Raw genomic sequence first — 22,812 nt, 5'->3', positions numbered from 1 at the left:
TATTTCAGACAGAAGGTAGTTGTTATGATTGATATATTAGGATTTAGAAAAAGATTATATAGAAACTTTCCGTATAATAAATAGTTAGACCGCTTCTTAAAAATCGAGAGTCAATCTTTAACAGAACTTTTATTCGCACTCATTCGAGTGCGAATACGAATTCAATCACCGTGACAAAGATTTGTTTCAATTATTGTTGAAATTACTTGAAAAGAAACCGTCGTTGTATCTCGAACGACGGTTTCTTCATAACTCTTCGGTTCTTATCTGAAACTCACGTTACTTTAAATGTTCGGTAAAAAAAGACGCGAGTTTATCAAAGGGAATTAACTCAACTCTGTCATATAAATCAACGTGTCCTGCTTTTGGAATGATATACAATTCTTTGGGTTCGGCTGCACGTTTGTAGGCATCCTCACTAAACTCTCTTGAGTGAGCCTTATCACCCGTGATGAAAAGCATAGGACGAGGGGAAATCGTTTCTATGTCATTAAACGGATAAAAATTCATAAACTTAACGTTACTGCTTAAGGTCGGGTGCGTTGTGAGTTCTGGTGATCCTCCTTTAGGCGTGTATTCACCTCTCGGTGTACGGTAGAAATCATAAAACTCACGCTGGATAGGGTGTGTGTTTTCATCTAACTTATGTACAGTCCCACTGGTGTATTTGGTTTCACCATCGGTAAACTCTACATAACGTTGCTTTGCAGCCTCCTCTTGGATTTTCTTTCTCTGCTCAAGGGTCAGCGAATGGTTAAGTGCATTTCGGTTGGCTGCTCCCATATCGTACATGCTGACAGTTGCGATCGCTTTCATTCGCGGATCAATCTTAGCGGCACTGATAACAAAGCTTCCGCTACCACAAATTCCAATTATTCCGATTCGGTTTCTGTCAACAAATGGACGGGTGCCAAGAAAGTCAACTGCTGCACTGAAATCTTCAGAATAAATATCAGGCGCAACAGCGTTGCGTGGTTCGCCCTCACTCTCACCCCAGAAAGACAAGTCAAGAGATAATGTCACAAACCCTCGTTCAGCCATATTTGCAGCATACACGTTGGCACTTTGTTCTTTTACAGCTCCCATAGGATGCCCAACAATGATCGCTGAATGTTTTTTACTCTGATCTAAATTCTTGGGAATAAATAGATGTCCCGCAACATTCATTTTGTATTGGTTTTTAAAAGTAACCTTATACATCGTAACGTTGTCGCTTACCTTAAAAGTTGTATATCCCTTTGGTGTTATTTGTTCCATTTCTTTTGTTTTTTTTGATTGTCCTTTTTGTTCTGTTTGTGTGTAAGCCTGTCCGCTTATCATAAGAGCCATCATCGGTAAAATTAATATATATTTCATATAATTTCTCCCCTTTTCATTGTGAGATTTACGCATTGAAATTGTTGCTCTATTAATCTTAAATTTCTCCAAATATTAATCTGGTTTTATCAGCAGCGTTTCTACCGTTTGCTCTATGAGTTCAATTATGCGGGTGTAAAAACGGATAGCGTTAGGACGTTCATTGAAAAAAACCGGACAATTCTCCAAAAAATTGCCGTGCAACGTGCTGAACAGAAACAAAATGTTTAATATAAATTTATGAACCAAAAGGAAGCAGAATTTGAAAAGCGAAAGATGCAGATCAATCGGGAAGAGCTGATCGAAAGAATGATTCGTCTCGCTCCCGAAAACAGCCTTTTGGAAGTGTTTCCGGGTATTTTCATATATCAATCATCGAAACCGACTGAGAGCCAGGTATCCGTATTAAAGCCCGCCTTCTGCGTCATCGCGCAGGGCAGCAAGGATGTGCTTTTGAACGATGAATTATTTCACTATGATTCCGGTCATTACTTAATCTCGACGCTTGATTTGCCAATTATGAGTAATGTCGTCGAAGCGTCCGAGGAAAAACCTTATTTGAATCTTCGGATAGACCTCGATCCGGCACTTGTGGCTGCGGTGATGATTGAATCTGGCATCGAAACTAATAAAAAAAGCGGCACCGGAGTCAAGGCGATGGATGTCAGCCCGGTTGATGCCGATTTGCTGGAAGCGGTCGTCAAACTGGTGAAACTATTTGACACGCCGGACGAAATGAAGTTTCTCGCGCCGCTCATCATCCGCGAGATCATCTACAGGCTTTTAAAGGGAAAACAGAGCGCACGGCTCAGTCAGCTTATCACTACCGAAGGCGACGCGCAGCGCATCTCCAGGGTGGTCAAGCAAATCCGCGAGAACATTGATCGGCCGATGAAAATCGAAGATACAGCCCGCGAACTCGGCATGAGCGTGTCAAGCTTTCACCAACATTTTAAGTCCGTTACGGCGATGAGTCCTTTGCAGTTCCAGAAACAAATACGGCTTCAGGAAGCGCGCCGTCTGATGCTCGGCGAAAACATGGACGTGGCGATCGCCAGCTTTCGCGTAGGTTACGATGATCCGTCTTATTTCAGCCGGGAATATAAAAAACTATTTGGTATTCCCCCGCATCGTGACATTGCCAAGCTTCGCAGCAATTTAGGGCAATAAGAATTGGACAGGTTTATTGGTGCAAAGGACTAATACAAAGTTGCTCGCTTTTTGTTTTGCCGCGTTGAGCGTAAGCAAAAACGGCGTGGTAAAACCGAACGGTGGGCTAACAATTCAATGGACGTGAGGGCGAAACAGCTATTTTGAAGATATTCAACAAGCCTTAATTTTTGCATCGTCCTACTTGGGCGATCGCATCATTGAACTACCTAATACCAATTCAATTAATGATCGCAACACATCCTTGGGTAAAGACGCGATGAATCGCGCCTCTACAAATGGTCTATCTGTCGCATTCTTTTTTCAAATTGGTATAACCGCTATGAAATTGTTGCCCCATTAGTGATTACTACTCTCTGCGGCAGCATTGCTACGTGATGCAGGTATCGACACCATCGTTTCCCGTTGTTGCCGGGTGTCTAAACTTTCGCATATTTAACTTAAATTTATATTCAATCAGCAAAAAGGCATATTACTTTCTCAAAACTTCATATTTAATAAGCAAAAAGCCATATTGCTTACTCAAAATGGCGTTTGACTTTCTCAAACCCCAGTTTGCTTTCTCATTTTGGTGTTTTCCGCAAGCAAAAGGAGATATTGCTTTCTCATTTTGGTGTTTTCCGCAAACAAAAGGAGATATTGCTTTCTCATTTTAGTGTTTTCCGCAAGCAAAAGGAGATATTGCTTTCTCAAATCCCAGTTTGCTTGTTTATTTAAGTAATTTCCGCATTCCTTTTGGTATATCGTTGAGCCGAAAGAAAAGCGATCGCGTTACTATAAAATGCTAATCTTGAGGCAGCTAGAGCAGCAGGCATTAATTTACGGTTTGCTGATCTGAGAAAAGCTAATCTTCAAAGTGCTAATCTTGAAAATGCAAACCTTGATCGCACTAGCCTTAAAAACGCTGACTTACGTAGAGCAAGTTTGAGAAGTGGAAATGACGCAAGATGCAATCTTCAGCCCCTTCTTTGCGACAGTGTTTCTAACACTCCTAGTCTGGGTGTATATGTACATCCGTCGTATCAGTTTCATCATCAGTACAAAGATCAACTCCAAAGACCTTGCTGTACCTGGCACACTGGCGCAACTCTCGCCAGCAAACGTATCCAATCCATCAGATCACCTAAAGAATCTGTTTGAGATTCCGGTACTCTTCTATGCGCTTGTGCTATATCTTTTTGTCACGAATCAGGTGGATTCGGTGTATGTGAATGCGGCATGGATCTTCGTTGTGTTTCGCGCATTGCATAGCGCTGTCCATTGCACATTCAATCTCATCATCCTTCGGTTCTACCTCTACCTATTTGCCACGCTTGCGGTATGGTTCATCGCTATCCGCGCAGCCCTTATCCACTTCAGTCAATAACTATACTGATCTGAGAAAAGCTAATCGAATATTAATATCTCTATAATTTTTGACTATTAGTAAATTTATCTAATAATCACATAATCTTCTCAGCATCCTTAAAATAATCCGTAATTCGTAATTAAGTTTTGTAATGGGGATTTAACCCCAACACAAAACTTACCGATTATGGAACCGAGGACTTAAACCCACGGAATTAGGTTAAAAGCTTGTGTTGCTTTAGCAGTAAGAAGATTAGTCGATGAGGTAGCTCATTACCATTGCTGGAGTTCATCTTCTGGTAGTGGTTCAAAGAAAGCATCACCAAGTTGTCCTTTCAATAAACCAGGGGTGCGCGGTTCGACTTCGCTCACCGCAAGAGGTTGTGTACGTTCTTGACTTAAACCTAGCCGAAAGTAGTGAATTAGGTCATAAATTTCTGCTAGTTTGTCTTCAGGGATGTCTTTCAATTCTTGGACAATCTTCTGGATCAGCATAAGTCAAACTCTTCGCTGGTTGTTAATCAATAAGTTAGGAATATGCGACTACTTTGTTGCTCAATTGAGGAATAAAATATTTTTTCTCGCTTTGCACTTTGTCCCGAAACTTTCATACCGCTAATCAGCAACGCAGAATTTTTACTATTCCTGTAAAACAGTCTTTGATACAATCCTAGTTTTCTTGAGGTCTGCTTCGGAAAGTTCTTCTCCAGCTTGCAGGCGAGTAGCGGAAGTTTGCAACACTGTCGCTGCACCTTTATCTCCTATTTGTAAAGCTGTTTTGGCAGCTGTTTGCAACATCGTTGCTGCACCAGTGCGATCACCTTGTTGCAATTTCGCCTCGGCTAACTGGGTTTGGCGATACTTCGCTAATGCTAAAATAGATTGTTGTACCTGCGGATTGGACGTAGGTTGATAGGCTTGCACTACATCTGCATACACTGGCACGAGGGGCGAAAGTAAACCTTCTTCGTTAACCAACGGGTCATCATAACGAATTTGTAGATGCCCGATAGTTTGTTTACCTTCTGGCAATTGTCCCAGATAAATGTTTGCCAAAACTACCCGTTCTACATCCTGCATCAAATCTCCCAAACGGACAGCAAAGCTACCATCAGCTTCGGGTTCTACTGGTAACTCGATTGTGTCTGGGGCAACTTGGGCAATGGGTTTCAATTCTGCTAGTCGGACATTGGGCACTAAAGATAATAGTAAGTAAGCATTAGTTAACCCAATAGACTGAATCCGCCCAAACAATCGGCTAAATTGATCTACAGCTTGTTCAGGACGTTCAATATGGGCTAGAGTCCCACCACCGACATCGGCAATTTTTTCTAGCAAATCCTGATTCCAGCTATTGCCAAATCCGAAAGTATTGATAGTTAGGTTCAGTTTGGCAGCCTTTTGCGCGAGTTGAAGACAACGTTTGTTGTCATCTCGCCCAATATCCCATTTCCAAATTCGCAAACCGCTTTCACCATGCCCATCCGTCAGCAGAAACGCCTGGGAAACAGCGCCTCTTGTACCCTTCATCAGTTCTGTAATTCCCAATTCCAAACCATCAGCGATCGCAGTGCCACCGCTAGCAGTCAGTTTGCTTTTTATTTGAGATTTGATGCTTTCGGGGTCTTCAATCGCTTGGTTAGGGATAATGACTTCCGCAGTGCCGGAAAAAGCCACAACTGAGATGCGATCGCCTACTTTCAACCGATCAATTAATCCTTCCACCGCCTGGATCACCGTTTTAATTGGTTGTCCATGCATGGAACCACTTCTATCCAAAATCAAGCAGAGATTAAGGGGGAGATTTTGGTCAGACTCACCAGCGATCGCAAAAATCGTTATTGCTAGTTGACGTTGGCTACTTGCTTGAGCCACATCAACATTATTGTCATTTAACGCCGATAGCAATTTAACTTTCATTGAGGAGGAGTATCTTGCAAAACTGTTTTGGAGACAATTCTGGTTTTCTTGCGATCGCTTTCGGATAAATCTCCACCAGATTGTAACTGGGTGGCAGAAGTTTGCAACACCGTCGCTGCACCAGTGTCTCCCATTTGCAGCGCAGTTTTAGCAGCCGTTTGTAGCATTGTCGCTGCACCCGTGCGATCGCCCTGTTGTAATTTCGTTTCGGCTAACTGGGTTTGGCGATACTTCGCTAATGCCAAAATCGACTGTTGCACCTGGGGATTTGGATCTGCTTGGTAATTTTTCACTACATGGGCATAAACTGGGACATTTGGTGTAACTAAACCTACCTTATTGGCGGCTGGATCATCGTAGCGGACTTGCACATTAGCGATCGCTTGTTCACCTGTTGGCAATTGTCCCAAATAAATATTAGCTAAGATTACCCGTTCTGCATCTTTCATTAAATCTCCCAACCGCACAGCGAAACGTCCATCAGCTTCTTGTTGCAGTGGTAACTCAATTGTGTCTGGGGAAACTTGAGCAATCGGTTTGAGTTCCGCTAGCCGGACATGGGGCATTAGGGAGAATAACAGATAAGCATTAGTCAATCCCACTGTTTGAATGCGGCTGAACAGGCGATTAAACTCATCCACTGCCTGTTCGGGTTTTTGAATATAAGATAAAGTACCTAAGCCGGCATCGGCAATTTTTTCTAAAACATCTTGGTTCCAGTTGTCACCAAATCCCAAAGTGTTCAAAGTCAAATTATAGCTAGCAGCCAATTGGGCGAATTTCAAACAGCGATTGTTATCACCGTGTTCATTTTCCCCGTCGGTTAGTAGGAAGGCTTGGGAAACAGTATCTTTTTTGCCCTTCGCCAACTCCTCAATCCCCAAGCGCAGCCCTTCATCAATCGCAGTTCCACCATCAGCAGCTAGGCGACTAATTTGATTTTTGATTTTCTCTGGATCTTCGATACTTTGACTGGGTACTAAGACTTTGGCACGGTGATCGAAAACTACCACACTGAGGCGATCGCCAGGATTAAGTCTATCTACCAGACGATTCGCTGCTTTTTTGACCGTTTCTAGCGATCGCCCGTTCATAGAACCACTATGATCGAGAATTAAGCATAAATTCAGGGGCACATTCCGGTCTTGAGTCTCTGCGATCGCCGAAATCGAAATTCCCAACTGACGTTGACTGTTCAGTTGATTTGCGTCCAAATTACCATCATTCAAGGCAGGCTGTAAGCTAACCTTCATAAATCAAAGTCCTTATTCAGGATATACATATTAATAAATAACTTCAAAGCACCACTTTAGCTCTACGGAAAACCTATCCAACATAAATACATTAATATAATCAGAATATCTTAGAAGCCAAGCAGTGGCAGATGCAAAGCCGCCTGAAGAATTAGGGAGAAATCCGCACCTTGAGGGAGGCGAGCATCGCGCTAGGATGTATTACAGTTAACGGCATAGTTTCAGGCGATCAGTTGCTATGGACATTTCCCCAATCAAGGCTGTTCAAGCCCCATATTACGGCGATAACTTTTACCGGACACCACCGCCAGATTTACCTTCCCTCTTATTGAAGGAGCGAATTGTCTATATTGGGATGCCACTGGTGCCTGCTGTTACGGAGTTAATCGTAGCCGAGTTGCTGTTTTTGCAATCCGACGACCCCGAAAAACCGATTAAAATCTATATCAACTCCACCGGCACTTCCGGTTACAGTGGCGAACCCATTGGCTTTGAAACCGAAGCCTTCGCCATCTATGACACCATGAAATATATCAAGCCTCCGATCCACACCATCTGCGTCGGTTCCGCGATGGGTATGGCAGCGATGCTTCTCAGTGCTGGTACAAAAGGTTGCCGCGCTAGTTTGCCTCACTCCTCGATTATCCTGCATCAGCCCAAGAGCTACGCCCAAGGTCAAGCAACGGATATTCAAATTCGCGCTAGGGAAGTTTTGGTAAATAAAGGGGCGTTAGTTGATATCTTACATCGCACCACTGGACAGGCTCCAGAAAAAATTACTAAAGACATGGATCGGTTGTTATATTTAACACCTTACGAAGCAAAGGAATACGGACTGATTGACCGAGTTTTTGAGAAAGAAGAACTCGCAAATCCCCCACTCCCTGCCAGTGTCCTTTAACTTAGTTATGAGTTCGGAGTTCGGAGTTATAAGTTATTGAGAACTCCTAATTCCTAACTCCTAACTCTCCCACCGTCCGCAAATTATTAAGAACGGAGTAAATTATGCCTATAGGCGTTCCTAAAGTTCCTTACCGGATGCCCGGAGGACAATATACAGATTGGATTAGCATCTACGATCGCCTTTACCGGGAACGAATTATATTCTTAGGGCGAGATATTGATGATGAAATTGCCAATCAAATTATTGCTGTAATGCTGTATCTGGACTCAGATGATCCAGGTAAAGATATTTATTTATACATCAATTCCCCAGGTGGGATGGTCACTTCTGGCATGGCTATTTTTGACACCATGCAACATATCAAATCAGATGTAGTGACTATTTGCGTAGGTTTAGCTGCCTCAATGGGGTCTTTCCTGCTGGCAGCTGGCACTAAGGGCAAACGGCTAGCATTGCCTCACTCACGGATTATGATTCACCAGCCATCAGGTGGCACCCGTGGACAAGCTACCGATATCGAAATTGAAGCTAGAGAGATTCTGCGGATTCGTCACCAGCTCAATGGCATTTATGCCGATAAAACCGGTCAGACCATACAAAAGATTGAAAAAGATATGGATCGTGACTTTTTCATGTCTGCCGAAGAAGCAAAAGAATACGGTTTAATTGACCGTGTGATTGAAGAACGAACCTCTATAGTAGCAGGGGAGTAGGGAATAGAGAGGTGAGGGAGCAGGGGAAGCAGGGAACGAATTATAACTCCTAACTCCCTAGTACAGACGCGATTAATCGCGTCTCTCCCCTCATCAAACTGTCAAGATTGAACTTGAAAATACCAAATTAGCCCTTATTATTAATAGTTCAGGCTTAAAGCTCATAGCTAATAGCCTCTCACTGGATATTCGATAGCTCATAGCTCAAGATGGATCTTGGAGATTGCTACCGTTTACTAGGTTTAAGATCGGGAGCTTCTTTTGCTGACATCAAAGCGTCTTACCGACGATTGGCGCAGCAATATCATCCCGATATCAACCCAGATGACAACAAAGCCAAAGATAAGTTTATTGCCTTGACAGAGGCTTACAAACTCCTGCTGACGGTAGTACTGCCAGAGGAAACAGCTGCACATTCAAGTCAGGTGTCAACATCTGGTGGGCGTGATGAGGCTAAGGCAACGCATAGGCAGAAAACACCAGTAGCAACGGCGACAAGCCAACAACCAGGAAAACCAAAGCCACCTAATCTGTTGGAAATAGAAGAACGGCTGAAGTGGAAGACTTATGAGCAATTGCAGCGGTTTTTGCAAGAAAGACGATTTCCGCAAGCGATCGCCCTGGCGGAAGCTTTAGCAGATCGTTTGTCAACAGATGCAGAAGTTCGCCAATGGCTAGCGATCGCTTATCAAATTTGGGGACGGGCGCTAATCTCCGAAAATCAACACCTCAAAGCCAGAATTTATCTCAAAAAAGCTCTAAAAACAGACCCCCATAATAAAAGTCTCTGGTACGAAGTGCAGCGCGATTTTCAACGATTAGAACAAACTTTTTAAAGATTTACAAAATTTATTGAAAATCAAAATCTCGTTTCCTGGCCAAAGAAGGAAATGGTCTTCATTGTTTTGCGCCACTGAGATGGGAGGCGGGAGCCTCCCAAAGAGCATTCCCAGTCTGAGACTGGAAACGATGTACCAATTACGAATTACGTTAGCGTAGCGGTAGCGAGTCCGCGAGCGTCATTACGAATTACGAATTACCGCAATCCGTGCACCACTGCTCCTAATGTAGCGATTCCCTCAACAATCTTCTGTGTTGGCTGAAAGCTAAAAGCTAATCTGATGGCATCATCGCCCTGTCCATTGGCGTAGCAACGAGTCCCTGGCAGAAAACTGATGCCGTGTTCGCTAGCAGCCATTAGGAGTGCTTTGGCGCTGATATCTGACGGCAATTTACACCAAACGAAGAAGCCGCCATCGGGACGCAAAGCAACTATATCACTTGGAAACTCGTGAGCGATCGCCTCTAACAACAAATTACACTTATGCTTGTAGCAGGCAATTAGCTCTTGAATGTGATTCTCTAATTTGCCTGTGGCACAGTAGCGGGCGACCACATGACTGACAAATGGCCCCACAGGCCCCTCGCTTTTGCACATTGCTAGCCGCTCAATAATCGCTGGATCGCCACAAGCCCATCCCAACCTTATACCAGGCGCAATAATTTTCGAGAAGGTACTTACATATAATACCCACCCTTCTTGGTCGAGGGTTGCCAGGGAAGGCACAGTTTCTCCTTGGAAGCGCAAATCGCTATAAGCATCATCTTCCACCACCAATACGCCATACTCAGCTGCTAATGCTACCAGTTTTTGGCGGCGAAATAACGGCATAGTAGCGCCTGTGGGATTGTGAAAGGTCGGGATGGTGTAAATAAACCGGGGTCGGATACCCTGTTTTTTCAAGTCGCTTAATGTTACTTCTAGGGCATCTACATCCATCCCCAACTCATCCACAGGAATAGTAATTACGCGTGCGCCAGCGTGGACAAATCTAACAACTACTCCCAGGAAAGTTGGGCCTTCCACAATTACCACATCACCAGGTTCGATAAACACATCTGGTAGCAAGCCCAAAATCTGACCAGAACCGTAGCCAATGATTAGGCGATCGCGATCGGTAGCGATTCCTTTAGCCTGCAAGCGGAGGATAATTTGCTCATAAAGTTGATCTGAGGGCGGACCGTAATTTAGGGCGATCGGAGCCTCTTCTGCCAGCACTGCGGCGCTTGCAGCCGCCAAGTCAGCATGAGGAAAGAGAATTGGGTCAGCCAGACCGTAGGCAAAACTGACAGTGGCGATTTTGGTTAACTCTGTACCGTAGGTTGGTGGTGCGAGGTTTTTTGCTCGTTCGGCGAACAAATCAGTAATTCGGTAAGCAGGGGTTGTAGAAACCATAAATAGTTCAAAATTGGAAGTCAGAATACAGAACACACAAGAAGGCAATTGGCAAAAAGTCAGATCGGAAACTTCCCGTGATCTCGACTTTTCAAGAGAGTGGCGGTCTTAAAATTTCGTTAATCGCCTAGAATTCATGATGGATTGTGGCTGCTGACATATGTATTCTTTCTTATAACATCATGACAAGTATCGTGAATATTGACTGATAGAACGGAATTACTAGAGTGAAAAATGTTGATGGTGTAGTTAGCAATGCTTTCGCTACTTTGTATGCGATTAAAAATGGCAAACTCAAAGGCATCAGAGTTGTTGCCGACCTGCTTACTGAAGAATACTACGGCATTGCTACACCTCAAGACTCTCCCCATCTGGATGCAATTAACAAAGATATAGCGACTTTGTTATCCAATAGCACTTACAAGCAAATTTATCAAAAATGGTTTAACGCTGACCCACCGCAATTGCCAGACTCTTGGTCTGGGACATTAGTCAATCTTCAATACTTCTTCTTCCCCTGCTCCCTCATCTTCCTCATGCCCCATTTATAAGGAATTGGCTGCCAATATATTAAATATTTATCTAATATGCGTCACAATTAATACTGCCACCAAAATTCATTGATCAACTACAATCTTTTCTAGGTCTACTGTAGTCAGGGACAGCCAATTGCGGCACCTTGGATCTTAGTGGCTAGAAGCACCTTGGAACGGGAATAAAGGAACTTCCACTATGCTGATTTGCCCTCAGTGTAAATTTGAAAACCCCAATAGCAACAAATTCTGCCAAAGCTGTGGCACGTCCCTGACTCACAAGGTTTGTCCTGAATGCAGTACTGATGATGTACCTGTGAATGCACTACGTTGTCATAACTGTGGCACGGAATGTGGAACAGTGTTTTGGGCAATTATTGCTAAGGAAACGACTGGAGAAGGTTTGGGAGTACAGAAAGATGAGGGAGATGAAGGAGCAATATCCTCCTCATCTCCTCTATCCCCTAGTTCTCAGATTGCATTAGGCTCCTATTTAGACTCCCAAGAGCGGTATCAATTGTTAGATCCGCTACCTGCCAAAACTGAAACTGCAATCATTACTGATGTAGGTGTGAGAGTTCTAGACTCTCAGCCGTATCAAATATCACCCATTGAGGCAGTGCTAGCAAGTCAGCAACCAGATTTGCTAACGCCATCAGTGGAAGCAAATGGAATTCCTCACCTTGCTAAGGTTTATATTGCCTTACAATCCCAAGGTCAGCGGGGGATACCGCCGATTCACGATGCATGGCAGCAGGGGGATGTGCAGATAGTCATAATTGAAGACCGCTCACATTGGCAGCCTTTACTCGACTTGTGGCAAGAAGAAACAACGAGTTCGTTAAAAATTTTACACTGGTGTTATCAAATGACCCAACTTTGGGCATTATTGGAACCAGTAAATTGTCGTCAAAGCCTTTTAGATTTATCTAATTTGCGATTGGATGAAGACCAAACGCTAGCGCTACAAAGGTTGTATGTGGAATCATCGAATTCTCAACCCACCACCGAGTCGCCAGAAGATGCCCAAGTTCAAACATCTGCGATTCCAGAGCAACCGTTAACCATTCAAGCTTTGGGGCGGGTTTGGCAAGCGCTATTTAGGCAGTCTCAACGCACTCAATTTGGCTCTGTAGTTCAGATGTTGGGGGATTTAGATGTAGGTAAGATTCAGACGATCGCACAATTGCGATCGCGTTTGGAGGAAATCTCTGTTGAACTCGAAGCACTAGGAACCGCAACTTTGCCCCCAATAAAGGAGAAAAATACTGCTGTGTCCACTATCCCGCAATCAGATGAGCCAGAAGATATCATTAGCAAAACTGATGATATGCCAACTGTTGTGCTGGCGATGCAGTTAAGTAGCTTGGAAGATGCAGGACGCACAGATGTGGGGCGTCAACGTCATCATAACGAAGACTACTTTGGCATTGAAACCAAAATTCAAAAGCTGGAGTTCCCCAAAAGTCGAGTCTTGCAAGGGCATGGTTTGTATATTCTCTGTGATGGTATGGGTGGACACGCTGGCGGCGAGATAGCCAGTGAGTTAGCAGTCAACACCCTAAGGCAATACTTTCAAGAACACTGGACTGCCAACCAGCTGCCAACAGAAGATAGCATTCGTGAGGCAGTGTATTTAGCTAATGAGGCGATTTACAAGCTTAATCAACAAGATGCCCGTTCTGGAGTGGGGCGCATGGGTACAACTCTGGTAATGCTTTTAATTCAAGATACCCAAGCAGCAGTTGCTCATGTAGGAGATAGCCGTCTCTATCGCTTGACGCGTAAGCGAGGACTAGAACAAGTCACAGTAGATCACGAAGTTGGACAACGGGAAATTAACCGAGGAGTAGAAGCAAGCATAGCTTATGCCCGCCCAGATGCCTACCAACTCACCCAAGCCTTGGGGCCTCGTGATGAAAACTCGATTAATCCCGATGTAGGCTTTTTAGAGATCAATGAAGATACCCTTCTGCTGTTGGCATCAGACGGTCTATCAGATAATGATTTACTAGAAACTCATTGGCAGACTCACTTAGAACCGTTACTTAGTTCTGGCGTTAACTTAGAACGGGGTGTTACAGAGTTAATTGATTTAGCGAACCAACACAATGGTCATGACAACATTACTGGTATACTAATTCGGGCAAAAGTACGCCCAAATCTAGAAAGTTAGAAATAAATTGGCATAGGGAATAGGGCATGAGGCATGGGTAATAAGAAGAAAGAACAATCACCAATTCCCAATACACATATCAGCGAATTAACCTCAAAACCTTATAAATCAAGGGTTAAAACCTAATTTACGGATAAGTTTAATGCCCAATGCTTAATGCCCAATGCCCAATCCCTGATCCTTTTACCTTGTAGGTTGTATTGTGGTTAGTCTGACTCTGTTAGAACCGCAACAGAAAACGCCCCTCCAGCAGTGGTGCTTTGAGAACTCTTCCATAATTCGGATTGGTCGAGCGGCAGATAATCACGTTGTTTTAACTGATAGTTTAGTTTCGCGGCATCATTTAGAACTGAGACAAGTCGATTCTGCCGGCAATGGCGGTAGTTGGCGGCTGATTAGTCAGGGTACTAATGGGACTTTCCTCAACGGTGTCCTTGTGATTCAGAGTCCGTTACCAGATAATTCCCTTTTGCAACTGGCACAGGGAGGCCCAATACTGCAATTCCAAATTCAGGAGGTAACAGTATTAGAAACTGGTGTGCGATCGCAACAAATGCAAGAAACAGAAGAAAACGCCGCTGCAACACTCTACTCAGCCCAAGGTAGATACACTTGCACGCATGAAGGCAACTCCCCAAACAATCTGTTTTGCATCCACTGCGGTCAACCTCTCTCAGTGCAACAAAAAATTCGCCATTATCAGGTGTTGCGAACTCTCGGACAAGGAGGTATGGGTACTACTTATCTCGCTTGGGATGGTACTGGTCAGATTGGGAGTATCCCACAACTGCTGGTGTTGAAGCAAATGAATGCTGATATGGTAAGAATTGCTAAAGCTCAAGAATTATTTGAGCGTGAGGCGTATACTCTCAAATCCCTTAACCATCCTGGAATTCCCAAGTATTACGACTTCTTTGTAGAAGACGGAAAAAAATACTTGGCAATGGAATTAATCCACGGACAAGATTTAGAGAAACGTGTCTATACTACTGGGCCAGTTACGCCAAGCCAAGCGATCGCTTGGATGATCCAAACCTGCGATATTTTAGAATATCTTCATAGCCAAGAGCCTCCACTGATTCACCGCGACATTAAACCCGCCAACTTGATGGTGCGAAGTTCAGGAAATCGCATAGTAGTGCTAGATTTTGGCGCAGTTAAGGAAATTGGCACAGCGCCCGGTACTCGGATTGGTGCAGAAGGTTACTGCGCTCCTGAACAAGAACGAGGACAACCTTTGACTCAATCTGATTTGTATGCAATTGGGCCAACGCTGATTTTTCTGCTCACAGGCGAAAACCCTTTCAAGTATTACCGCCAACGGGGGCGAAACTTCAGGTTTGATGTGGCAAAAGTTCCCACCATTAGTTCCCAATTAAGAGATGTGATTGATCGCGTTACAGAACCATTGCCACGCGATCGCTATCAAACTGCAAAGGAATTAGCTGCGGCGTTAGCTGCTTGCAAAGTATAGGAGAGACGCGATTAATCGCGCCTGTACTGGGGAGAAGGGAATATTGAAAATCCCTATTCCCTATTCCTCATCCCAAGTTTCTACAGCTAGCAATTCGCTAACTGGGTCTTGCATACTAAAGCCAAAGTCTAGCAGCTCTTGTTTCCAGTGCTGCCATTCATTACCGTAGAGCAAAGCGATTTTCCAGATGCTATCGCTTGGCTTGATAATATTCGATTCTATGAGTGATTGCACGTTGCGCTGCAATTTCACCATTGGGTGAATCACTTGCTGAGTCATAACCTCGATTGAATTCAGATTTGGTTGGTAAATACTTAATTAAAACTGCTTCCCATTCTGCAATTGTTGCCGGGCCGTAGAGTGGTGTAATTTTGGTAAAGCTAGTCTTAACTTTTTAACTATACCATAACAAACTCTACTAAATTACTGGTAAATTCACTTTTGTACGGTAATTACCACCACAAAACTCCAATTTTACCAAGCACTCCTTAAACTTTGTGCAGAAGTCAGGGCAAAGGTTCAGGGCAAAGGCTTAAGGGATAAAGGGGTAAGGGATGTTTCTGTTTCCCCTTTTCTCTTTAACCTTTCGCCATCTTCTTTTTCCTCTTAACCTTTAACCTTTCTACACAGGAGTGCAACAGTACCTTTTGTAAGATATCTGTTGTGAACGCCGAGCAAAATAATTAGTCATCTGGGAAGTTGCACTAAGTAGTGTGACTGAGGACGACTGGGAAAATTCTATTTGTTTTAATCACAAAAAATATGTGTGGTTGTTGAAGAACCCATAAGACACGGGCTAGTTTGAAAGTTTTTGACTGACAGGTAAATTTGAAATTGAGTAGAAATGTCTACTGTTCCTGTTTATTTAAACGTTATTTAGAATATCGCAAACATCTGGCATTAGGTAGAATCATCGCAAATCTTTATATAATTTTAATGTTTCGTTCAGTGAATAAGACCTGGAGGGTTGACCTGTTTAGGCGCAGGAGAGGGTTTTGTTGTGAAGCATGGGTGCGGGGGCGATCGCATAGCGAAATTGTTGGTGCAGCATCGGCTTACCATAAAGTTTCCTCGTATTCAGAGTCAGCATTTGAATTTTGTGTAAAAAATTTCCAGTCAAGATGTTAGTTTCTATTGGGCAGATGGGTAACCTCATAACGGGAGGCTTGCTGATACCTAAGTATTTACCGCAGCAAGTATGTGAGGCATGGCTGGTTCAGACGAAGAATACCTAATTACCCGCAAAAAGCAGATTCAGCGGCGACAAAAGATTGTCACGATAGTGTCGATGTTCTCATTTTTTGGTTCTACGCTATTTGCAATAATTCCGGCAATCCAACAGGCTAGTCAACCTAAGCCAGCAATTGCGTCTGCTTCTCCTGAGTCACTATTACAGCAACAGGCGCGGGGTTACGAGTTGGTTTTACAACGGGAACCAGAAAACCAACTTGCTTTAGAGAAACTGTCTTTGGTGCGGTTGCAATTGAAGGATGCCAAAGGTGCGATAAAACTTTTGGAGAAGTTGGTGAAGTTGCATCCCGAACGGCAAGATTACAAAGTTGTATTAGAGCAGGTTAAGAAGGAAGAGGCAAATAGCGATCGCTAGAGTAAACAATCAAAGATAAGAATACGAATATGAATATGAATAAAAAAATTGACGATTCTGAACTGAACCGTTTGATTCCCGCAGAAATTAAAAATGATGAATTTTATACAGCTATTCAAAGAATTGCTAAAGAAGAAGATATTAAAACAGTTCTAGAAATTGGTTCATCTTCAGGACAAGGAAGTACCGAAGCATTTGTAACAGGGCTTCGTGAAAATCCTAACAAGCCTACATTGTTTTGCATGGAAATCTCCAAAAATAGATTTACTGAATTGAAAAGTAATTATATAAATGAAGATTTTGTCAAATGCTACAATATGTCGTCTATTCCTGTACAAAAATTTTCCACAGAAGATGAAGTTATTGATTTTTATAATAGTCTTCATACTAATCTAAATATTTATCCTCTTGAGCGTGTAATCGGTTGGCTGCGACAAGATATTGAGTATGTAAATAATTCTGGAGTATCTGACAACGGAATTCAAACAATTAAGCATGAAAACAATATTGATTATTTTGATTTGGTTTTAATCGATGGTTCAGAATTTACTGGTCAAGCTGAATTAAATGAAGTATATGGAGCAAATTTTATTTGTCTAGATGATATTACGACATTTAAAAATTATAGAAATCATCAAAGGCTACTTGCAGATCAAAACTATGTACTAATTGCTCAAAGTAATACTGTTCGTAATGGTTACTCTATATTTAAGAAAATTGAGCAGATTGATAATTATTTTTCTCCCTATGAAATATCTGAACAACTGCTAGTTAGTAAAATTGTGCGTGCAGGAATGATGGTTTTTGATATTGGAGCAAATATTGGTGACTATTCAATCTTGTTCAGTAAATTAGTAGGAGTTTATGGTAAAGTATATTCTTTTGAGCCAACGTTGAGTACTTTTAATAAGTTAAAATTACGATTAAGCAACTCAAAATGTAATAATGTTTACCCATTTCAACAAGCAGTTTATTCTGATAATAGCCAAATCACATTTAACGAATTTTCAGAGGATTTTTCAGCATGGAATAGTATTGGTAAACCACAAATGCCAGACCCGCAAGGGTCTGGACAATATGTCCCTATTGTAAATACTGAAATTATCGAAACAATTACGCTTGATTCTTTTTGTAAAAACAACAATATCCAAAAAATTGATTATTTGAAAATTGATGTTGAAGGAGCAGAGATTGATGTACTACAAGGAGCAGCTAAACTCTTAAGAGAAAAAAATATTTATTTTATACAATTTGAGATATCGCAAAAAATGTTAGAGGGCTTAAATCGCAATGCCCAATCTACTTTTGATCTTTTGAATGAATATGGTTATGAGTGCCATCGTATCAACATAAATGGAGATATTGGAGAAAAAGTAACAGAATCTAATTCTTTTTATGAAAATTATATTGCTTTTCCCTCTTTACCAATCCACTTTTTTACCATAGTTCTCAATGGTCAACCATTTATCCGCTACCACATTGATATATTCAAACAACTTCCTTTCAAATGGCATTGGCACATTGTTGAAGGTGTAGCTGAATTAAAGCATGATACTGGATGGAGTCTGAAGTTGGGTGGATATATAAATGATGAAATCCATGATAATGGCCGCAGCAATGACAGTACTACAGAATATTTGGATGAATTGACACAGAAATATCCCGACAATATCACAGTTCATCGTAAGCCAGATGGTATGTTTTGGGATGGCAAACGGGAAATGGTTAATGAGCCATTGTTGAACATAAATGAAGAATGTTTACTATGGCAAATAGATGCAGATGAGTTATGGACGGTCGAGCAGATTTTGACTGCACGACAGATATTTATTGAGAATCCTGATAAAACTGCTGCTTTCTATTGGTGCTGGTATTTTGTAGGAGAAAAAATAATTATCAGTACTCGTAATTGTTATGCCCAAAATCCCAGACAAGAGTGGTTACGAACCTGGAGATATAAACCAGGATCAGTGTGGGTAGCACATGAACCACCAAGACTAGAAGAACCTTTGCCAAATGGTCAATGGCGGGATGTTGCAGCAGTAAATCCTTTTTTGCATCAAGAGACTGAAAAACATGGTTTAGTTTTTCAACATTTTGCTTACGTAACACTAGAGCAACTACGCTTTAAAGAACAATACTACGGTTATAACAATGCTGTTTCACAATGGAAAGCTTTGCAGGAAACAAGTAAATTTCCAGTTCTGTTACGCGAATATTTTTCGTGGCTAAGAGATGAAACAATGGTTGATACCGTTGAATCATGCGGTGTAGTACCAATTGCACAAAGAGAACTCCGCAACAATTATTGGCGATTCTTACAACCAGATGAAGTGCAGCAACAAGTTGCACATATTAAGAAAGCAACACCAACAATTCTAGTTGATGGTGTATTCTTTCAACTTTACCAAACTGGTATTGCGCGTGTCTGGAAATCCTTGTTAGAAGAATGGGTAGACAGTGGGTTTGCTAGGCATATCATTGTACTTGACCGGGCTGGAACGGCTCCCAAAATTCCTGGTATTAGATATCGCAGCATTCCACATTATGACTATAATAATACTGATGCTGACCGGGAAATGCTACAGCAAGTATGTGATGAAGAAGGTACGGATTTATTTATCTCTTCTTACTATACAACGCCGACTACAACGCCTTCTGTATTTATGGCATACGACATGATTCCAGAAGTGATGGGATGGGATATGGATAATCCCATGTGGCGAGAGAAGCATCAGGGTATTCAATATGCATCTGCTTATATAGCAATTTCAGAATATACAGCACATGACTTAGCACGCTGCTTTGCTGATATTTCTATAGAGTCTATTACTGTTGCTCATTGCGGAGTTAGTAGTACTTTTTCACCAGCCAAATCTGAAGAAATTAACGCTTTTAAATTAAAATACGGTATTACAAAACCATACTTTATTTTAGTTGGTGCTGGAAGTGGGTATAAGAATAGTATTTTATTCTTTCAAGCTCTTTCAAAACTTGCCAATAGCTATGGATTTGATATTATCTGTACAGGAAGTGGCGGTTTATTAGCACCTGAGTTTAGAGCTTACACATTAGGTAGTGTAGTGTATATGCTGCAACTCAGTGATGAAGAGTTAGCAACAGCTTACTCTGGTGGTGTAGCGCTAGTTTATCCTTCTAAATATGAAGGTTTTGGAATGCCTGTGATTGAAGCAATGGCATGTGGTTGTCCAGTTATCACCTGTCCTAATGCCTCAATTCCAGAGGTAGCAGGAGATGCAGCAATATATGTGAGTGATGATGATGTGGATGAATTGGCAAATGCACTCTGTGAGGTGCAAAAGCCTAGTATTCGTCACTCTTTAATTACTGCGGGTTTAGCACAGGCGAAAAAGTTCTCATGGACAAAAATGGCGCAAACTGTAAGTTCTGCCTTGATTGATGCTACTCTTCTATCTTTAAACCTCAAGGAGCTTAATTTAATTATTTTCCCAGATTGGTCGCAACCAGAAGAGTTAATTGGTTTAGAGTTGGAACGAGCAATAAAGGCAATAATAACTAATATTATTAGTAAAAAAACTACTCTGCTTATCAGCATTGGTGAAACTGCTAGCGAGGATGCAGAACTGTTTTTATCTAGTGTGGTTATGAATCTTTTAGTGCAGGAAGATTTAGATGTTACTGAGGGTTTAGAAATTTCTTTAGTAGGAAATTTGGCTGAGGTTCAATGGAAAGCTTTGCTACCTCGTATTCAGGGAAGAATTATTTTAGAATATGAAGATAAAAACGCGTTGCTCCAAGGAAAAGCAGAAGCTCTGAAATCTTACGAAATAGAAGGCTTTAGCCAAGCACAAGCTAAACAGTTTTTTTTTGCTTGAGCAATAAATTCTTCAGTGAGGGAAGATGGAAAGAAGCGATCGCACAATATCAAAAACTCCTAGAAATCCAATCAGGTGATGTAGATATTTATTGGAACTTAAGCCATTGCTATAGACAGTTAAACCTTCTAGATGAATATTTTAATACTCTTCAACAAGGAATTAAACTTTACCCTACAGATGAAAGACTACATTTTTCATCAATCATCGATTTGCGGCAGAATGGACGTATTCAAGAAGCAATTTTCAGTGCAGACAATGCTGCTAAATGTTTCCCTGATGATTATACTTTTCAACTCTTAAAATATTTAACAGTTCCATCAATATATGAAAATCGAGAGGAAATTAACTTTTATCGCCAACGCTATACTCAAGGATTGCAAGATTTAATTCAGCAAACATCGCTTCAAACTACAGAAGAACAAAATAGTGCTTTGGCAGGTATAGGTCGCCTCACTAATTTTTACCTGTCATATCAAGCACAAAATGATATAGATTTGCAACGTCAATATGGAAACTTAGTGCATGAAATTATGACTCTTAACTATCCACAATGGGTCGTTCCTGTATCTATGCCTAAGCTTCAGCCTAATAACAAAATTCGTATTGGTTACGTTTCTTATTACCTCCATTCTTATAGTGGAACGCTTTGGTTAACTGGGTGGTTACGTTACTGCGATCGCTCCAGCTTTGAAATCTATTGTTACTATATAGGAAATCAGCCAGATCCAATTACTCAACAGTTTCAACAGTACAGTGATTTTTTCCACCATATTCCTGATAATTTATCAGCAGTCAGTGAACAGATAATTGCTGATAAATTGCATATTTTAGTCTTTCCCGAAATTGGGATGAACCCGCAAACTATGCAGATGGCAGGTCTGCGGCTTGCGCCTGTACAATGTACAGCTTGGGGACATCCGGTAACAACTGGCTTACCCACAATTGATTACTTTTTATCTAGCGAGTTGATGGAACCAGAAAATGCCCAAGAGCATTATTCAGAAAAATTAATTCGCTTGCCTAATATTGGGGTTTCTTATCCTAAACCGTATATTCCACCAGTTATCAAAACTCGCTCAGATTTTCAGCTACCAGATGATGCAGTCATATATTTATGCTGCCAAGCTCCTTTCAAGTATCTACCGCAATATGATTTTATTTTTGCAGAAATTGCTCATCGCGTTCCGCAAGCTAAATTTGTATTTTTGCGTGGTACTCTACTTCAGCCACGCCTGAAGCTGGCTTTTGCTGCTATCGGTTTGAACAGCGAGGATTATTGTGTATTTCTCAGTATTCCTGAGCGACTGGACTATCTAATGATTAACTTACTTTCAGACGTTTATCTAGATACTTTCACCTGGTCTGGTGGTAATACTACTTTAGAAGCGATCGCTTGTAATCTCCCCATTGTTACTTGTCCTGGAGAATTTATGCGGGGTCGTCACTCTGACAGCTTCCTGAAAATGCTAGGAGTGACAGATACTATATCTAAAAACGAAACTGAATATATTGAAATTGCTGTCAAGTTAGGACTAGACCCAACTTGGCGAGGTACTATTGCCGAAAGAATGAGCCAAAATCACGATCATCTATTTGATGATAAAGCTTGTGTCGCAGGTTTAGAAGCCTTTTATAAACGAGTTTGTAGTAAGCACTTCAGTGCTTAAATTTGTAATTACAGAGGAGTACTAAAGTCTTCACTACGAACTTTTGAATTGTTTGTAGTAAGCACTTCAGTGCTTAAATTTGTAATTACAAAGGAGGAGGACTAAAGTGCTTACTACAAACTTTTGAATTGTTTGTAGTAAGCACTTGAATGCTTAAAAAATCGGTTCTTCCGGTGCTTTTATGGTGGTTACTAAATTTTAGTAAATTTTACTAACTATATTTTAATGATATTTATCCTTAAAATATAGGCTGTATAAGCATTACAGCAGTTTCACGTATACTGAAATAATCCAAATAGCATGATTATACTATAACACAGTAAAAATTAAGGCTTTCACACAGTGTGCCGTAGGTATCGCTATGAAATTTACTGTAGAGCAAATCCTGAATCTGCCCGATATGAAAGTATTAGATTTTCAAGAAATTCAAGGGGAAGAAATAATTATAACGATAGAAAAAAGCGTTAACTATTCGACTTGCCCATCTTGTGGGCAAAATACTCAGAGTATACATCAAAATCATTGGCGGATGATTCATGATTTATCTTGGAGTAAAAAGCCAGTACTCTTAAAAATAAATCGTCGCCAGTTCAAATG

19 protein-coding genes and 1 pseudogene are annotated in these 22,812 nt (G+C 41.6%); 13 read left to right on the top strand and 7 right to left on the bottom strand.

What is annotated here, in order from left to right; genetic code table 11:
- Positions 1-279: 279 nt before the first annotated feature.
- On the bottom strand, positions 280-1,356 hold the full coding sequence (locus F8R90_RS27165) for an alpha/beta hydrolase (protein ID WP_196513266.1): 1,077 nt from the start codon (positions 1,354-1,356) through the stop codon (positions 280-282).
- Between the two features lie 240 nt (positions 1,357-1,596).
- Here F8R90_RS27165 and F8R90_RS27160 point away from each other — a divergent pair, with 240 nt between their 5' ends.
- From F8R90_RS27160 to F8R90_RS27150, 3 genes and pseudogenes are all read left to right on the top strand, one after another.
- Entirely contained in the window at positions 1,597-2,526 is a 930-nt protein-coding gene (locus F8R90_RS27160) for an AraC family transcriptional regulator (RefSeq protein WP_196513265.1), read from the top strand.
- 792 nt (positions 2,527-3,318) lie between these two features.
- A pseudogene (locus F8R90_RS33945) lies at positions 3,319-3,444 on the top strand (pentapeptide repeat-containing protein); the annotation flags it as partial.
- Positions 3,445-3,463: 19 nt separating this feature from the next.
- Positions 3,464-3,892 carry an MAPEG family protein gene (locus F8R90_RS27150; protein ID WP_196513264.1) on the top strand — a complete coding sequence of 143 codons (429 nt, stop codon included), beginning with the start codon at positions 3,464-3,466 and terminating at the stop codon, positions 3,890-3,892.
- A 254-nt stretch (positions 3,893-4,146) separates the two neighbouring features.
- On the opposite strand, the gene F8R90_RS27145 is transcribed toward F8R90_RS27150, so the two are convergent.
- From F8R90_RS27145 to F8R90_RS27135, 3 genes are all read right to left on the bottom strand, one after another.
- The gene (locus F8R90_RS27145) at positions 4,147-4,368 is read right to left on the bottom strand and encodes a hypothetical protein (protein WP_196513263.1); all 222 of its coding nucleotides are present in this window, start codon (positions 4,366-4,368) and stop codon (positions 4,147-4,149) included.
- Positions 4,369-4,512: 144 nt separating this feature from the next.
- Positions 4,513-5,793, bottom strand: coding sequence for a vWA domain-containing protein (locus F8R90_RS27140; RefSeq protein WP_196513262.1), 1,281 nt, complete (start codon positions 5,791-5,793; stop codon positions 4,513-4,515).
- Positions 5,790-7,046, bottom strand: coding sequence for a vWA domain-containing protein (locus F8R90_RS27135; protein ID WP_196513261.1), 1,257 nt, complete (start codon positions 7,044-7,046; stop codon positions 5,790-5,792). Before F8R90_RS27135 ends, F8R90_RS27140 begins: the two co-directional genes overlap by 4 nt.
- 238 nt (positions 7,047-7,284) lie before the next feature.
- Here F8R90_RS27135 and F8R90_RS27130 point away from each other — a divergent pair, with 238 nt between their 5' ends.
- From F8R90_RS27130 to F8R90_RS27120, 3 genes are all read left to right on the top strand, one after another.
- Entirely contained in the window at positions 7,285-7,947 is a 663-nt protein-coding gene (locus F8R90_RS27130) for an ATP-dependent Clp protease proteolytic subunit (RefSeq protein ID WP_179067383.1), read from the top strand.
- A gap of 104 nt (positions 7,948-8,051) precedes the next feature.
- On the top strand, positions 8,052-8,663 hold the full coding sequence (locus F8R90_RS27125) for an ATP-dependent Clp protease proteolytic subunit (protein WP_196513260.1): 612 nt from the start codon (positions 8,052-8,054) through the stop codon (positions 8,661-8,663).
- Positions 8,664-8,872: 209 nt separating this feature from the next.
- Positions 8,873-9,499, top strand: a complete 627-nt coding sequence (locus tag F8R90_RS27120) for a J domain-containing protein (RefSeq protein ID WP_196513259.1) — start codon at positions 8,873-8,875, stop codon at positions 9,497-9,499.
- A gap of 200 nt (positions 9,500-9,699) precedes the next feature.
- Here the strand turns inward: F8R90_RS27120 and F8R90_RS27115 are convergent, their stop codons facing one another.
- Positions 9,700-10,899: an aminotransferase-like domain-containing protein gene (locus F8R90_RS27115; protein WP_196513258.1), complete on the bottom strand. Its 1,200-nt coding sequence runs from the start codon at positions 10,897-10,899 to the stop codon at positions 9,700-9,702.
- Positions 10,900-11,126: 227 nt separating this feature from the next.
- Here F8R90_RS27115 and F8R90_RS27110 point away from each other — a divergent pair, with 227 nt between their 5' ends.
- From F8R90_RS27110 to F8R90_RS27100, 3 genes are all read left to right on the top strand, one after another.
- A complete protein-coding gene (locus tag F8R90_RS27110) occupies positions 11,127-11,450 on the top strand; it encodes a transporter substrate-binding domain-containing protein (protein WP_331000729.1) in 324 nt (107 codons plus the stop codon).
- A gap of 181 nt (positions 11,451-11,631) precedes the next feature.
- A complete protein-coding gene (locus tag F8R90_RS27105; protein WP_196513257.1) occupies positions 11,632-13,608 on the top strand; it encodes a serine/threonine phosphatase in 1,977 nt (658 codons plus the stop codon).
- Positions 13,609-13,810: 202 nt separating this feature from the next.
- Positions 13,811-15,082 (top strand): protein kinase domain-containing protein, encoded by a 1,272-nt coding sequence (locus F8R90_RS27100; RefSeq protein WP_196513256.1) that lies wholly within the window; start codon positions 13,811-13,813, stop codon positions 15,080-15,082.
- Between the two features lie 60 nt (positions 15,083-15,142).
- Here F8R90_RS27100 and F8R90_RS27095 read toward each other — a convergent pair whose 3' ends face one another.
- Positions 15,143-15,361 (bottom strand): DUF4327 family protein, encoded by a 219-nt coding sequence (locus F8R90_RS27095; RefSeq protein ID WP_012407469.1) that lies wholly within the window; start codon positions 15,359-15,361, stop codon positions 15,143-15,145.
- 697 nt (positions 15,362-16,058) lie between these two features.
- Positions 16,059-16,238: a hypothetical protein gene (locus F8R90_RS33170; protein ID WP_230966928.1), complete on the bottom strand. Its 180-nt coding sequence runs from the start codon at positions 16,236-16,238 to the stop codon at positions 16,059-16,061.
- 51 nt (positions 16,239-16,289) lie between these two features.
- Here F8R90_RS33170 and F8R90_RS27090 point away from each other — a divergent pair, with 51 nt between their 5' ends.
- The 4 genes from F8R90_RS27090 to F8R90_RS27075 all read left to right on the top strand — a co-directional run.
- Entirely contained in the window at positions 16,290-16,688 is a 399-nt protein-coding gene (locus F8R90_RS27090) for a tetratricopeptide repeat protein (protein WP_196513255.1), read from the top strand.
- 35 nt (positions 16,689-16,723) lie between these two features.
- Positions 16,724-20,545 (top strand): FkbM family methyltransferase, encoded by a 3,822-nt coding sequence (locus tag F8R90_RS27085; RefSeq protein WP_196513284.1) that lies wholly within the window; start codon positions 16,724-16,726, stop codon positions 20,543-20,545.
- A complete protein-coding gene (locus tag F8R90_RS27080; protein ID WP_196513254.1) occupies positions 20,542-22,215 on the top strand; it encodes an O-linked N-acetylglucosamine transferase, SPINDLY family protein in 1,674 nt (557 codons plus the stop codon). The genes F8R90_RS27085 and F8R90_RS27080 overlap by 4 nt, the downstream gene beginning before the upstream one ends.
- 361 nt (positions 22,216-22,576) lie before the next feature.
- The coding region (locus tag F8R90_RS27075; protein ID WP_196513253.1) for a transposase family protein at positions 22,577-22,812 on the top strand (236 nt) is incomplete at its 3' end.

Source organism: Nostoc sp. NZL (genome assembly GCF_015714705.1).
Taxonomy (GTDB): Bacteria; Cyanobacteriota; Cyanobacteriia; order Cyanobacteriales; family Nostocaceae; genus Nostoc; species Nostoc foliaceum_A.
The sequence above is the reverse complement of the archived record's forward strand: the minus strand, read 5'-3'. Positions and strand labels throughout refer to the sequence as shown.